Below are 13,696 nucleotides of genomic sequence, written 5' to 3' on the forward strand. Positions count from 1 at the left end.
CCACCACCACAGCTTTCAGGATCGCCTTCACCAGTTCCAACGCACCATGCTTGGAAACAATTTTTTGCAGACCACTGATGGGGTCCATGCGCGAGAAGTCCGGTACCAGCGACTGGGTGCTGAAAACCCAGCCGCCCACCACCAGCCCGGCAGCAACCACGGCCATCAGCAGCATGATGAAAAAGGGCACCACCAGATCCGCCGCGGTTTCACACATCGTTGCAAAATGACGGAGGAGGTCTTGAGGATCGGTCATCACGGCGGACGAGAGATGCAGGCCGACGTAGAGAAATCCGGCAATACTTTGATAAATATTGTCGGCGAACCCAAAAAACACACTCGCCGAGACCATCAGCAAGGCGCTGGTGGACAACTCCCTGGAGCGCGCGACCTGGCCCTTCTTGCGCGCGTCGTCGCGGCGTTTGGGAGTCGCCGCTTCGGTACGTTCCTGGGCATTTTCTTCGGCCATGGCGTCTTATGTCCTGAGCGAGAGATTCATGGCCGCGCCGCCGAGAGCATCGCCTGCCCCGCAGTTTCCATGGATAAATTCAGCAGATGCTGAACGATCATGGTCATGGCCGGCATAAACACATACAGCGCGAGGATACCCAGCCCCAGGAGCACCGGAAAGCCGATCACAAAAATATTGAGCTGGGGCGCCGACTTGCCCAGCACGCCTAAAGCAATATTTACGAGCACCAGCGTGCCTAAAACCGGTGCAGAGATAGCCAAACCCAACGAGAAGATGATGCTCCCCTCCTCCACGAGCAAATGCCAGGCCGAAGGATTGAGGCTGAGCGTCGCCGTCACCGGCAGTAGGGTAAAACTGCGCATAAGGGTCGCCAGCACCAGCAACTGACCATTCATTGCCATGAACAGGAGTAAGGCGATCAGGTTGAGAAAATTGGAAAGGGTAGGGACCTGCACGCCCGTCACAGGGTCAAAAAAGCTGCTGAATCCCAGCCCCATCTGTAGACTGATGACCGACCCCGCAAACTGCACCACGCTAAAAACCACCGTCACAGCAAAGCCCAGCGCCGTGCCTATGAGGATTTGCTGGATGAGCAGCACAAAACCCGCTCCCGACAAAAAATGTACAGCAGGCATCGCGGGCAGAGCGGGGGCGATAGCCACACTGATCAGCAACGCCAGCCCTACCCGCACCTGAATCGGTACCTGGGTGGCGCTAAACACCGGCGCCGTGGACAGCAGCGCGAGGATACGAATAAAGGGCCAGAAGACCAGGCCGATCCAGTGCTCCAGTTGCAGCGTGGTAAAGTGAATCATTGGTTGATCAGATGCGGAATGTCATGGAACAGGTGGATGGTGAAGTCCATGATCAGATGCAGCATCCATGGACCGGCAATCACCAGCACCAAAGCCATCGCCAGAATCTTGGGCACAAAGCTGAGCGTCATTTCATTGAGCTGGGTGGCCGCTTGAAAGACACTCACCAGCAGGCCAACCACCAGCGCAATCCCCAGCAAGGGGGCCGACAACAAGAGGGTCGTCCACACCGCTTGCTGACCGATCGTGACAATACTCTCTGGAGTCATTCCCTCACCTCAATGGACAAAGCTCTGTACCAGCGAACCGATGACCAGATCCCAGCCGTTGACCAGTACAAACAGCATGAGTTTGAAGGGGAAAGACACCGTCACTGGCGATAGCATCATCATGCCCATAGACATCAGAACGGCAGCCACCACCAGATCGATGATCACGAAGGGTATGAAGATCAGAAAGCCGATCTGAAACCCGGTCTTCAGCTCCGAAGTGACGAAGGCCGGGATCAGTAGCGTCATGGGCGTATCCGCCGGGGCCTGCAATTGCGGGTGTCCGGAGAGCTTGACGAAAAGCGCGAGATCATCGGGTCGCGTCTGCGAAAGCATGAAGGTGCGCAACGGTCCATCAGCACGCGACATGGCCTGGGTGATATTGATCTGGTTTTGAGTAAGGGGCTGCAGGACTTCCGTGTTGAGCTTCTGAAACACCGGCGCCATCACAAAAAAAGTAAGAAAGAGCGATAGGCCAACGATAACCTGGCTGGGCGGCATCTGGGTCGAACCCAGAGCCTGCTTGAGCAGGGAGAGGACGATGATGATACGGGTGAAGGCTGTCATCATCAGCAGCATGCTGGGTAAAAAGACCAGTACCGTCATGAAGATGAGCGCCTGAATACTGAGGCTGTATTCGGTGCCGCCGCCCGCTGCAGGACCTGTGGTAAAAGCGGGAAGGCCGCCGGCGATGGCCACTCCCGGAATATTGAGGACGATCAGTCCAAAGGCGGCGATCCTGGCCTGGAAGCGGGCGGGGTTTCTGCCGGGTCCCTGGTGGGGGTCTTTATGTGCTGGTTCCATGGCCCTTGCTTGCGCCTCTCCATTGCGGTGCGCAACCAACCGGCGAAAGTGGCCGGCGCGTTGCTGGTGGTGTCTGGCAGCGTCGTCTCCAGGGTGTGCAGCAGGGTAATCCCTGCCGGAGTCACACCGAGAAGCAACTGCTGCTCTCCCACTTGTACTAGCAAAAGGCGTTCCCGCGTTCCAAGGGAGAGTGACGACACCACCCGCATACCTCCGACCTGCCCACCGGCCAGACCTGGTTGCAGGCGCTTGAGTAACCACACCACCCCGAAAAATATCAGGAGGACCAGCACCAGGGCAGAAAATAGCTGGAGAATGGCTGACCACGAAAAAGCACTGTCCGCCCCCATGCCGACGGAGGTATCCGCCCAAACTGACGGGCTCCACAGGGCGAAGACCATGCCCACCAGTCGGTTTTTTGACGCTCGCAGGGCGGCAATTTTGACGCTGAAGTCGGGACTTGGATTTTTTTTCAACGGAGTTTCTTGGCCCGTTCCGCCGGGCTGACGATGTCGGTGAGACGAATGCCAAACTTGTCATTCACCAGCACGACCTCACCCTGCGCGATAAGGTAACCATTCACGAGCACATCCATCGGCTCGCCAGCGAGGCGTTCCAACTCGACCACCGAACCCTGCGCCAACTGCAGGAGATTCCGAATTTGAATCTTGGTACGTCCCAGCTCTACCGAGAGCGTCACCGGAATATCGAGAATCATATCCAGATTCTGCGCCTGCGTACCGCTGCTGGCAGCGTGCAACTCGGGAATAGGGGCGGGAGTCGCCTTAGGGGCCTGCTTAAGCGGAGCGTTAAGCTCTTTGTCCGGTTCAGCAGATGCTTCCGTATCGGTGCTGGCACCGCCCTGCTCCGCCATAGCCGCTGCCCAGTCCGCCATAATATCATCGGCCGCGCCGTTATCCGCCGCGTCCGCCACAGGTTCCACGCCTACCGGTATTTGCTCTTCAGCCATGGTTCAACTCTCCAATGCCGCCATGGCGGCTTGCCCTGCTGCGATTTCCGGACAGAGATGCTCCGTCACCTGAACGGCATATTTGCCATTAGACATTCCATAACGCCCGGAAAGCACCGGAATGCCATCAATGCGCGCGACAATCGTTTCCGGCATCTCAATGGGAATCACGTCGCCATCGCGTAGCGCCAGCAATTGCCGCAGAGTCAGGCGCGTTTGCACGAACTGCGCTTCCAGTTCCAGTTCGGCCTCCTGCATTTCATCCTGCAGAGACTGCACCCAACGGCGGTCCACCTCAGAACGATCCGCCGTCGTGCCTGCCGTGAGCTGATCGCGTACCGGTTCGACCATGCCATAAGGAAGACAGACATGGAGAGTGCCCGTCCCCGATTCCAGCTCTACGGTAAACGTGGTGGTGATCACCACTTCCGTCGGCGTCGCAATATTGACGAACTGCGGGTTTACTTCCGAGCGCATCAACTCCGGGTTCAGGGGCGCCACCGGTGCCCAGGCCGACTTAAAGTCTTTGAACGCCATATCCAGAAGCCGCTTGATGATGCGCTGCTCCAGCGGGGTGAAGTCTCGGCCCTCAATACGCGCATGAAAGCGGCCATCACCACCGAAATAGTTGTCCACCACCGCAAAAATCAGGCGGGGATCGAAGACGAACAAGGCGGTCCCGCGCAGAGGCTTGATCTGTACCATATTGATATTACTGGGTACCACCAGACTGCGGATGAACTCACTATATTTGATCAGCCGCACCTGACCCACGGAGATTTCTGCCGTGCGCCGCAAAAAGTTGAACAGACTGACCCGCCATAGACGAGCAAAGCGCTCGTTGACCACCTCCAGGGTAGGCATACGTCCGCGCACGATACGATCCTGGTTGGCGAGATCATAAGGCCGCACACCACCCGGATCGGGCACTGCATCAGTCTCGGTATCGACATCACCACCTGCCATCCCTTTGAAGAGGGCGTCTACTTCATCCTGAGAAAGAATATCCTGTGCCATGCGGTCACCGTATCGTTAGCGGTACTGCTTTGCAAGAATCATGCAAAGGTATTCACCAATCCCAACCGGACACGGACCGATATCGGAAGTGCGGTAACCCCACCGGTCGCCTCCCCAACCGCCATAATACCGGAGACGGGCACAGATTTGTTGCGCGCAAAGGGCCGCCCGCCGCTATCCGTCCCCACACTCGCCTGCCCCAGGCTCATCCCCGCCGCCGCAAAACTCTCCTGCAGTTGCGGCATGGCCGTGGCAATGGCTTCCCGCACTTCCGGATGTGGTGAGCTGAAAAAAGCGTTGGTCTGGCCATTTTGTTGAAGATCCAAATGCACCTCCAGCGGACCCAGGTGCGGCGGGTTGAGATGCAGGGTGGCCTGCTGTATCCCCTGGCCCAGTAAAAATTGCACCTGCTGCCCTAGCGCCTGACCCCATTGCGGACGGCTATCCACCGGGGGCGCCACGACAGCCACTGCAGGGGCAGGGCCTGCGGTCGGAGTAACTCCGCTTAACACCGTCATATTCGGCAGATTGGCGCCTGGTTGACTGGCACCATTAGTCACTTCCGAACGTTTGGTGGAGACCATTGCCAACGTGGCTGTCGAAGGGCTGGACGCGGTGACCACGCTAACGCGCTGAATCAGCGCAGGACGCGGCGCTTGCGTACCTGCCTCTTTGCCCTGCAAATTCTGAACATGGATTGTCTCCAATGCTCCGGCTGCATGGCTCGCACCCTCTTGGGACAGCGTCGCCACAGCATTATGACCGGACTCGTCGGCGCCCCCTAAAGGTGTCGGTTTCCCGGATACGTCTTGGTAGTGGGGGGACGCGGCGGTGGCTGCCAAGGGAAGTGTCGGCGAAAAAAACACGGCTGTCGGCAAGGGAGAAACAGCCGTGTTTTTGGCCGCATGGGTTTTATCCGCAACCTTTTTGGGCGGCACCGCAGTTGCGCCGGTTGTCGCTGGAGCGGGAACCGTCGACGTCGCCTTGGTAGCCAGCGCCACCGGCAAAGTTTTGCCACTGCTTTCCCCCACCGGCTGGCGAAGCGCGTGCGGCGAGACTTTTTGTGGTGCGTCTGATTTTTTTCCCGCGATCTTCTCAGGCGTACCCACCTTACCCTGGGCATTCGCCGGCGCCGCCGCCTGCTGCCCCGCCATCACCTGGGCGAAACCAGGCACCGGCCCTGTGCCGCTTGCGGTCTGTGCCGAAGCCGGAGCACCTACCGACACAGACGTCGCTATGGGGTTGGCTGTTGCGCTCATGATTTCTGCAGCCATACCGGCACCTCCTCAGAAAGATATATGCAGTATCATAGGCAAAAAACACGCCCGACCCGCAGCGCGGAGGAGCGCATGGCCCATTCATCCAGATCTTTTTGCATTTTGCGTAACGCCTGGTTGCGCTGCTCATTTTCCAGACGCTGAGCGAGGGAGGCCAAGCCTTTTCCCCGCCCTCTGGCGGCCGCCCACTCGCCTTGCAGCCAACGCACCTGCTGCTGTTGGTGCTGGAGATTTTCTCGTTGCAGCTTAAGCACCTGTTCAAGCTGTGCGATGAAACTGCGCATCTCCATCGCTTGCGCGCTGAGAATACCAGCCTGCTCCGCGGCGACCGCCTGCTCGCGATACTGCGCCAGATAATTTTCCAGCAACTGCAGCTTATTCTGTATTTCATGCAGTAGCGCACGCTGCCTACCCAGTGTCTGGGCCAGCTCTTTTTGCCGGTTATCGGCGTCTTCACGGAGGTAGAGGATGGTATCTTGGCGGCTCATAATATTTAAGCAGGCGTAACGCCCGCGTGATCGTCCAGGTAATGGGTCATAATTTCTGCCAGTTGCGCCTGGCTTGTGGCCAGCGATACGGATTCCCGCTGATCCTGACGCAGAAAGGCGAGGATTCCGGGATAGGCGCGCACCGCCTGGTCAAGCAGCGGCTCCATGCCAGGCGTATATGCACCGACCGCGATGAGATCCTGCTGGTCGCGATAGCGACTATAGAGGCGTTTGAGCAAATGCAAGCGACTCAACTGAAGTGGCGGCACGATATTCGGCATCACCCGGCTGATAGAGGCTTCCAGATCGATAGCTGGATACTGCCCTTGCTCAGCGAGGCTGCGGGATAATACCAGATGTCCGTCGAGCACGGCCCGCGCGCTGTCGGCAATGGGGTCCTGCTGGTCATCGCCTTCCATAAGCACGGTATAGAAAGCCGTGATGCTGCCGCCCCCCTCGGGACCATTGCCCGCGCGCTCCACCAATGCGGGCAAGCGCGCAAATACCGAAGGCGGATAACCCCGTACGGCTGGCGGCTCGCCCACGGCCAGGGCGATTTCGCGCTGCGCCATCGCATAACGGGTCAATGAATCCATCAGCAGTAACACATGCTGGCCCTGACTCCGATAATATTCGGCGATGGCGGTTGCCAGGTGCGCGCCACGAATGCGGGTCAGCGCTGGCACGTCGGCAGGTGCCGCCACCACCACGGCACGGCGCAGACCGGACTCACCGAGAATATCCTCAATGAACTCCTTGACCTCGCGGCCACGTTCACCAATCAATCCGACGACAATGACATCCGCATCCGTATTGCGCGCCATCATCCCCAAGAGGACGCTCTTACCCACGCCACTGCCGGCAAACAGGCCCATGCGCGCGCCGCGACCGATGGTAAACAACGCATTGATGCTACGCACCCCTACGTCGAGGGGCGCCCGCACTGGCGCGCGCCGCATGGGATTGATGGCCGTTCCCAGCAAAGGGACTCGCTCCTGACCAAGAATGGGTCCACCACCATCCAGTACCTGACCTTGCCCATCCATAATCCGACCTAACATCTGCGGGCTTACCCCCGCCTGAGCCTCTCCCGCCAAAGGTTGCACCCGTGCCCCAGGCGCCACTCCGTGCAGATCTCCCGCCGCCATGAGTTGTAGACGTCCGGCCTGAAAACCGACTACCTCGGCATCGATACCGCGCTGATGCGCTGCGGCCACCCGGCAGCGCGTTCCGATACTGGCATCAAAACCTTCTGCCTCCAAAACCAGACCCACCATGCGCACCAGCCGTCCGCTGGGCAATAACGCGGGCGGATGCCGTTGCATACGCGACTGTATACTCTGCAGATATTCGCCCCAGTGACGTTGGCGGTCGGCAAACATCCCGGTCATGTGGAAATCTCGCCGAAAAGCTGATCCAGGGTTTCCCGCCAGCGCGTCTCCAGACGAAGATCCAGTTGCGTAGCCGCATGATCGAATTCACGTCCCTGCCAGCGGCGGTCCGGGCGCGCCACCTCGGCATCCAGGCTGGCGGCCACTAATATGCCGCCCCGTTCCAGTTCAGCATCGGCCTGCAACACCACACCTTGCTCCGTCAGCTCCGGCATCAAACGTTCCACTAATGCCAGATCATCGGGATGCAGGCAGATACTCGGCTGCGCGCTCCGTACCGGCACCGCGCGCAGTGCCTCCCGGAGCAACGGCAACAGCGACTCTGGCCGCAGAACCAGCTCGTGGCGAATCACCTGTCGGGCAATTTCCATGGCCAGCGCCAACAGCGACTGTTCAACACTCGCATCCAGTGCCCGTAACGGCACACTGAAATCGTGTAAAATCTGCTGCAAAGCCTGTCGGTCCTGGGCCGCAGCGGCCATGCCTTCGGCATACCCCGCCGCGTAACCTTGCTGATGCCCCTGTTCCCGCCCTTCCCTCTCGGCCTGCCCATAAATGGCTTGCAATTCATCCGCCGTCGGCAAGATTACGGATTGCGTGGAAATGGATTCCCCCGGCGCCTTCGTCGGCTGGGCTCGCACCGCGACAACAGACATATCTGGCAACTGCCAGCGTTGCAGGTCGCCAATCGTGTCACGAGAAATCACTTCCTGGGGCAATTTCATAGGCGCTCTCCAACCCTCAAACCATGGCCTCACTGCTGCCGTTGCCCAGGTTAATCTGCCCGGCCGCGTCTAAACGGGTGGCGATCTGCAGGATGGCCTTCTGCGCGGTTTCCACCTCGCTGACCCGCACCGGCCCCTTGGCGTCTAGATCATCGCGCATCATCTCCGCAGCGCGTTTTGACATATTCGCGAAGAATTTTTCGCGCAGCCCGGGACTGGCACCCTTCAACGCGGTGACAAATCCCTCGGAAGGGATCTCCCGCAGCAACACCTGCAGACTGCGGTCATCCAGCTTGATCAGGTCATCAAAGACAAACATCTTCTCCTGCACCTTTTCCGCCAGTTCACTATCATTTTCCCGCATCTTTTCGAGAATGCTCCCGGAGAGGCTGGTTTCCAGACGATTGAGCACTTCTGCCGCAGCCTTCGGGCCACCGAGACTGGCCACCTGCAGGCTTTGCGTCTCTCCCGACAACTGCTCTTCCAGGATATCATTCAACTCCCGGATCGCTGCGGGCTGCACCGTCTCCAGGCTGGCCAACCGCATCATGGCCTCGCTGACCAGCCGCTCCGGCAGATGATGAAGCACTTCACCCGCCTGTTCAGGCTCCATGTAGGCGAGGATCATGGCCAGCACTTGCGGATGCTCCAGCTTGATCAAATCGGCGATGGAACGGGCATCCATCCATTTGAGATTCTCCAACCCACTGGAGTCCCCGCCATGGAGAATACGATCAATGAGGGTGCTCGCCTTATCCGCGCCCAAAGCCTTGTTCAGCATCGCCCGAATATATTGGTCACTCCCGACACCCAGGGAAGTCTGACGTTCCAGACGTGAGCGAAAATCCGACAACACCGTCTGTGCCTGATCGGTGGAAACATGGGACATACGCGCCATCGCGGCACCCAGCTTCTGGACCTCGCGCGGCCCCAAATGACGCATCACCTCCGCAGCCTCGTCCTCCCCCAGGCTCAGAAGGAGAATGGCGCTGCGATCAATGCCATTAAGATCCCGCTTCACGGTCATTGGCTAACCATTCCTTCACTACCTGAGCGGCGCGCGCCGGGTCTTGCATGACCAGTTGGCGGGCCACATAGAGATCGGTTTCCAGCGGATTTTCAGGCAGCGCCACCGGTCCATGACCCGCTCCGGCGAGGGTTGCTGACGGCACGCCGACCCCTGGTGTCGCTGGCCTTTTATCCTCTGCTGAGGCTGCCTCACCGGCGCCGTCTTCGGTGTTCATTGCCGGTTCCTGCCGCAGGCGACGGCGCAGCAATGGCCTGACTACCCCGACATAGAGCAGGAGGGCAAGAATCAACAGCACCAGGTAACGCAAGCCACTGTTCATCAGCGTAAGGAACCAGGATTGCTGCCACCACGGCAGGGCAGTCGCCGCCGACTGTGTAGTGAAGGGCATGTTAACGACTTTCACCGTATCACCGCGCTGCGCATTGTAGCCGATGGCGTCTTCCACCAATTGCTGCACCTGCGCCAGTTGCGCGGCCGTCAGGGGTTTGGCGTGGATGGCACCCAGGCCGCTTTCAGTAACCCGGTCATCGACCAGCACCGCAACCGACAGGCGTTTGACGCTGCCCACCGGTTGCACGGTATGCACGATGGTCTTATCGACATCGTAATTCGTGGTGCTGTCGTTGCTACTCTCTGTGGGCGCCAGCATCTTGAGGGTGGGGGCAACAGCAATCAGCGCGGCCGGCGACATCGCCGAAGCCACCGGCGCCACAAAAGGCGCGATGGCCACCCCTGGCGGTTGATTGGAAAGCGCGCCCGGCACACCGTAAGGTCCGGCACCACCGGTACTGTTGCTGATATGCGTCTGCTCGCTCAGTATCTGTCCCTTGCCGTAATGCACCGAGCTGCTTTCACTTTTAGCAAAATCAATGTCAGCGGAAACGGCGACCCGCACCCCATTGTGACCCACTATGGGCGTCAGCATTTCCTGAATGCGTTTTTGGTATTGCTGGTCTACCTCGCGCTGATAAGCCAATTGCGACGGCTGCAGACCGCTATCGGCATTGGCATGAGAACTCAGCAAATCACCATGCTGATCAACCACGGTGACGTTCTTATCCCGCAAACCGGGCACGCTGGCCGCCACCAGATGCACCACTCCCGCGACCTGCGCCGCACTCAACACCCGCCCCGGATAGACTTCCAGCATTACCGATGCCGTGGGATTCTCCTGTTCACTGAGAAACACTGAAGGCTTGGGAATAGCGAGATGAACTTTGGCGTGCTCTACCGCTGAAAGGGAAGCTATCGTCCGCTCCAGAGAACCTTCCAGCGCCCGTTGATAATTGATGTGCTCGACAAACTCACTGGTACCCATGGGTTCATGGTCAAGCAGTTCAAAGCCAACCCCGGCCCCTTTAGGCAACCCCGCCGCCGCGAGCTTCATCCGGGTCCCGTAAACATGACTTCCCGGCACCGAGATCACCGCACCACCGTCACTGATCCGATAGGGAACATTGAGCTTTTGCAGCTCGGCAATGACCTGACCGCCATCCCGGTTCGAAAGATTGGTATAGAGCACTTTGTATGGTGGCTTACCACTCCAAACGAAGGCAACGATCAGCACGGCCAGCACTGCGGCGAGAACCGCCAATACCGTAAAACGGCGATTGGGCGTCATTTCCTGCCAGCGCCGCTGAGCTTCCGCAGCGCCTCCAGAGAGCGTGTTGGGTCTTGCCGCTTCAGTGGCCATGCATCAGTCCTTGGTCGCCATGAATCGCACCGATCAGGCCTGAATGTTCATGATGTCCTGGTATGCAGATACCAGTTTATTGCGCACCTGAAGCATCGTCTGAAAAGAAAGACCCGCTTTTTGCGAGGCCACCATCACCTGGCTGAGGCTCACCGACTGATCCCCACTGGAAAATTGCGCTTGCAGCGCGCTGGATTTGGCCTGCAGATCATTCACAGAATTCACCACCCCTTTCAGGGTATTGGCAAAATCACCTTCACTGCCGGTTGACGGAGCTGGCGCCTTCATCCCCTGCGCCTGATCGGCAAGGGCTCGCAATTGCGTTAAAAGGGAATCCAGAGAATCTACACTGCTCATGGCCGCACCTGCACTATCCGTTGTTGCGTTTTAATAAGCAAAATCCGCGCCACTCCTAGCCCAACACATACCCGGCCTCACGAAAGCGCTGCAACTTGTGTCGCAGAGTACGCGGACTGATCCCCAGGGACTGGGCCGCCAGCGTCCGCGAACCCTGACTTTGGGCAAGCGCCAGGACGATGGCCTCCCGTTCGTGGTGGGCGCGCAGATCGTCCAGCGGTAAACATGCATCCAGTACGGCCCCAGGCGCTTTTTCGCAGGGTAGTCCTTCCGGGTCAGGAGGGGGGCGATCCGCAACGCCTTCCGCGACGGCGATTCCCAGGTCTGGCGCCTGGATTTCTTCCGTCATGGCCAGTATGGCCGCGCGTTGCAACGCATTCTCCAGCTCACGGACATTGCCCGGCCACGAATAAGCCCAGAGCGTACGGCTAGCGGCAGCGTCCAGTCTTTTCGGCGGCAAACCCATCTGCTGGCAGTGTTGGGCCAAAAGATGTTCTGCCAAGGGCAGGATATCTGCTTGCCGCTCCCGTAAGGGTGGAATCCCTATGGGAAACACCTGTAGCCGGTAATACAGATCCGCACGAAAGTGCCCGGCGGCCACGGCCGCCTGGAGATCGCGATTACTGGTCGCGATCACCCGGATATTCAGCGCAATAGTCTGCTTGCCGCCCACCCGTTCCATCTCCCGCTCTTGCAGCACCCGCAGCAGCTTGGCCTGCAGCGCCAAAGGCATTTCCGTGACCTCATCCAGGAGCAGCGTACCCCCTTGGGCCTGTTCAAACTTCCCGGCGCTGGCCTGACTGGCGCCGGTAAAAGCCCCTTTTTCGTGACCGAACAGCGTCGCCTCCAGCAGAGTATCGGGTATCGCCGCGCAATTCACCGCGATAAAAGGCCCCCCTTGACGCTTGCTCTGCCGGTGCAGATAGCAAGCAAGCACTTCCTTGCCGACCCCGCTCTCGCCCGTCAGCAGGACCGTCGCATCGGTTACCGCCACCCGCCGTGCCATCTCCAGAGTGGTCTGCATCGCGGCAGATTCCGCAATGGGACCACCTTCCACCTGACGCGCCCGGCGGGCATGGCGGCAGATTTTTTCCAACAGCACGTCCATGGTAAAAGGTTTCACGAGATAATCCACGGCTCCGTTCTGTAACGCCCGTACCGCCTCGGCGATGGTGCCCCAAGCAGTCATCATCAGTACCGGCGGGCTTTCGAGACGGCCCTCCAGAGCTTTGAGCAGGACATAGCCATCCATGGGGCGCATCTGGACGTCACTCAGAACCAGGTCAAAGGACGCCGCTGCCAGGGCTGCCAGGGCTGCCGTGCCGTCCCCTGCGCGCTGCACCCGATAATCATGATCCTCCAAACCCTCCTGGAGGGCTTCGGCAAGGTGATCATCGTCTTCTACCAGTAATATCTGAGGTCGGTAACCGCCCATCATGCTTTCTCCTGCATCATCGCCCCACTGGGCAACGGCTGCGGCGGCTGCCAAAGCGGCAGGCGCAATACAAAACGTGCCCCCCCGCTCGCGGCAGCCTCAATCCCCACCGCCCCTCCCATGGCCACCACAAAATTGCGGGTGATGGCCAGACCAATGCCGGTACCATCGCTGCGGCTGGTATAAAAAGGGGTAAACACTTTCTCCCGGTCGGCCTCTGCAATACCTGGACCCGCATCGGCAATAGCCAGGACCAGATCACCCTCCCCGGCCAACTGCAAGCTGAGCAGCACGGTGCTTGCCGGGGGGCTGTAGAACAACGCATTATGCAGCAGATTGGCCAGCACACTTACCCAGGCGGCCCGGCTTCCCGTCAAAAACCAGTCAGATGACACTTCCGGCATTTGCAACATGACATTTTTTTGACGGAAGAGCAGATCGAACTCCTGCCGCAAACCTTCCAGAATCTCCACCACCGCCACAGCGCCCTCTTCCTGTTCGGTGCCGCGCAAAAAACGCAGCATGGCATCAATAGTGGCCTCCAGGTGCTGCAGACGCTCCAGGGCGCGCTGCTGCTGCTTGTGAAAACGCGCTTCGCCACGGTCACAGGATAATTGCGACACCGACAGGAGCGTAGTGGCCAGCGGAGTACGCAGTTGATGTGCCAGACCAGCCATGGTTTCCCCCATCGCCGCGAGGCGTTCGCGGCGTTGCGCCGCCTCCTCCTGTGCCCGTGCCACCGTCACATCCTGCAGCAGGATGATCTGTCCGCCATCCCCTGGTAACGCATTGACGGCCACCGTCACGCGCAACCCCGCCTCCCCTTCCCCCTGCAGGATCCATTCATTGGGGCCTGACTGCCAATGCAGCGTCTGTACCTCACGCCAATCGGCGCCACGCAGATCCGCTCCGAGAATCCGTCGCGCCTCGGGGTTCATTTCCATAATGACGGA

Annotated in this window: 16 protein-coding genes; all 16 read right to left on the reverse strand. The window is 59.3% G+C overall.

Translation table 11 applies throughout. From position 1 onward, the window contains the following. A partial coding sequence (locus AC2VNK_RS00630) for an EscU/YscU/HrcU family type III secretion system export apparatus switch protein (RefSeq protein ID WP_486882440.1) occupies positions 1-469 on the reverse strand: 469 nt, incomplete at its 3' end. Positions 470-495: 26 nt separating this feature from the next. Next, the gene (gene fliR, locus AC2VNK_RS00635; RefSeq protein ID WP_291525054.1) at positions 496-1,287 is read right to left on the reverse strand and encodes a flagellar biosynthetic protein FliR; all 792 of its coding nucleotides are present in this window, start codon (positions 1,285-1,287) and stop codon (positions 496-498) included. After that, the gene (gene fliQ / locus AC2VNK_RS00640; protein WP_291525057.1) at positions 1,284-1,556 is read right to left on the reverse strand and encodes a flagellar biosynthesis protein FliQ; all 273 of its coding nucleotides are present in this window, start codon (positions 1,554-1,556) and stop codon (positions 1,284-1,286) included. Before fliQ ends, fliR begins: the two co-directional genes overlap by 4 nt. 9 nt (positions 1,557-1,565) lie before the next feature. Next, a complete protein-coding gene (gene fliP / locus AC2VNK_RS00645; protein ID WP_486882441.1) occupies positions 1,566-2,360 on the reverse strand; it encodes a flagellar type III secretion system pore protein FliP in 795 nt (264 codons plus the stop codon). Then, positions 2,276-2,836 (reverse strand): flagellar biosynthetic protein FliO, encoded by a 561-nt coding sequence (gene fliO, locus AC2VNK_RS00650; protein ID WP_486882442.1) that lies wholly within the window; start codon positions 2,834-2,836, stop codon positions 2,276-2,278. Before fliO ends, fliP begins: the two co-directional genes overlap by 85 nt. Beyond that, entirely contained in the window at positions 2,833-3,330 is a 498-nt protein-coding gene (gene fliN, locus AC2VNK_RS00655) for a flagellar motor switch protein FliN (protein WP_486882443.1), read from the reverse strand. Before fliN ends, fliO begins: the two co-directional genes overlap by 4 nt. Before the next feature lie 3 nt (positions 3,331-3,333). Continuing rightward, positions 3,334-4,347: a flagellar motor switch protein FliM gene (gene fliM, locus AC2VNK_RS00660; RefSeq protein ID WP_291525064.1), complete on the reverse strand. Its 1,014-nt coding sequence runs from the start codon at positions 4,345-4,347 to the stop codon at positions 3,334-3,336. Between the two features lie 38 nt (positions 4,348-4,385). Next, the gene (locus tag AC2VNK_RS00665) at positions 4,386-5,621 is read right to left on the reverse strand and encodes a flagellar hook-length control protein FliK (protein ID WP_486882444.1); all 1,236 of its coding nucleotides are present in this window, start codon (positions 5,619-5,621) and stop codon (positions 4,386-4,388) included. Between the two features lie 32 nt (positions 5,622-5,653). Then, positions 5,654-6,112, reverse strand: coding sequence for a flagellar export protein FliJ (fliJ, locus tag AC2VNK_RS00670; RefSeq protein ID WP_291525068.1), 459 nt, complete (start codon positions 6,110-6,112; stop codon positions 5,654-5,656). 5 nt (positions 6,113-6,117) lie between these two features. Continuing rightward, positions 6,118-7,503, reverse strand: a complete 1,386-nt coding sequence (locus AC2VNK_RS00675; protein WP_486882445.1) for a FliI/YscN family ATPase — start codon at positions 7,501-7,503, stop codon at positions 6,118-6,120. Beyond that, positions 7,500-8,228: a flagellar assembly protein FliH gene (locus AC2VNK_RS00680; RefSeq protein WP_486882446.1), complete on the reverse strand. Its 729-nt coding sequence runs from the start codon at positions 8,226-8,228 to the stop codon at positions 7,500-7,502. Before AC2VNK_RS00680 ends, AC2VNK_RS00675 begins: the two co-directional genes overlap by 4 nt. 16 nt (positions 8,229-8,244) lie before the next feature. Continuing rightward, positions 8,245-9,255, reverse strand: a complete 1,011-nt coding sequence (gene fliG, locus AC2VNK_RS00685) for a flagellar motor switch protein FliG (RefSeq protein WP_163053830.1) — start codon at positions 9,253-9,255, stop codon at positions 8,245-8,247. Next, entirely contained in the window at positions 9,233-10,951 is a 1,719-nt protein-coding gene (gene fliF / locus AC2VNK_RS00690) for a flagellar basal-body MS-ring/collar protein FliF (protein WP_486882447.1), read from the reverse strand. Before fliF ends, fliG begins: the two co-directional genes overlap by 23 nt. A 33-nt stretch (positions 10,952-10,984) precedes the next feature. Next, on the reverse strand, positions 10,985-11,308 hold the full coding sequence (fliE, locus tag AC2VNK_RS00695) for a flagellar hook-basal body complex protein FliE (protein ID WP_291525077.1): 324 nt from the start codon (positions 11,306-11,308) through the stop codon (positions 10,985-10,987). Positions 11,309-11,363: 55 nt separating this feature from the next. Then, a complete protein-coding gene (locus AC2VNK_RS00700; RefSeq protein WP_291525078.1) occupies positions 11,364-12,746 on the reverse strand; it encodes a sigma-54-dependent transcriptional regulator in 1,383 nt (460 codons plus the stop codon). Then, positions 12,743-13,696, reverse strand: a 954-nt coding sequence (locus tag AC2VNK_RS00705) for a sensor histidine kinase (protein WP_486882448.1), incomplete at its 5' end; no start/stop codon positions are given. The genes AC2VNK_RS00705 and AC2VNK_RS00700, both read right to left, overlap by 4 nt.

The sequence above is a fragment of the Acidithiobacillus sp. TH-A35 genome (assembly GCF_057473505.1).

What these genes read in the sequence shown, in the direction of transcription:
- fliR (WP_291525054.1), bottom strand. Translation starts at nt 1,287, where the DNA reads ATGATTCACTTTACCACGCTGCAACTGGAGCACTGGATCGGCCTGGTC.
- fliQ (WP_291525057.1), bottom strand. Translation starts at nt 1,556, where the DNA reads ATGACTCCAGAGAGTATTGTCACGATCGGTCAGCAAGCGGTGTGGACG.
- AC2VNK_RS00665 (WP_486882444.1), bottom strand. Translation starts at nt 5,621, where the DNA reads ATGGCTGCAGAAATCATGAGCGCAACAGCCAACCCCATAGCGACGTCT.
- fliG (WP_163053830.1), bottom strand. Translation starts at nt 9,255, where the DNA reads ATGACCGTGAAGCGGGATCTTAATGGCATTGATCGCAGCGCCATTCTC.
- AC2VNK_RS00700 (WP_291525078.1), bottom strand. Translation starts at nt 12,746, where the DNA reads ATGATGGGCGGTTACCGACCTCAGATATTACTGGTAGAAGACGATGAT.
- fliP (WP_486882441.1), bottom strand. Translation starts at nt 2,360, where the DNA reads ATGGAACCAGCACATAAAGACCCCCACCAGGGACCCGGCAGAAACCCC.
- fliE (WP_291525077.1), bottom strand. Translation starts at nt 11,308, where the DNA reads ATGAGCAGTGTAGATTCTCTGGATTCCCTTTTAACGCAATTGCGAGCC.
- fliJ (WP_291525068.1), bottom strand. Translation starts at nt 6,112, where the DNA reads ATGAGCCGCCAAGATACCATCCTCTACCTCCGTGAAGACGCCGATAAC.
- fliF (WP_486882447.1), bottom strand. Translation starts at nt 10,951, where the DNA reads ATGGCCACTGAAGCGGCAAGACCCAACACGCTCTCTGGAGGCGCTGCG.
- AC2VNK_RS00680 (WP_486882446.1), bottom strand. Translation starts at nt 8,228, where the DNA reads ATGAAATTGCCCCAGGAAGTGATTTCTCGTGACACGATTGGCGACCTG.
- fliN (WP_486882443.1), bottom strand. Translation starts at nt 3,330, where the DNA reads ATGGCTGAAGAGCAAATACCGGTAGGCGTGGAACCTGTGGCGGACGCG.
- fliM (WP_291525064.1), bottom strand. Translation starts at nt 4,347, where the DNA reads ATGGCACAGGATATTCTTTCTCAGGATGAAGTAGACGCCCTCTTCAAA.
- AC2VNK_RS00675 (WP_486882445.1), bottom strand. Translation starts at nt 7,503, where the DNA reads ATGACCGGGATGTTTGCCGACCGCCAACGTCACTGGGGCGAATATCTG.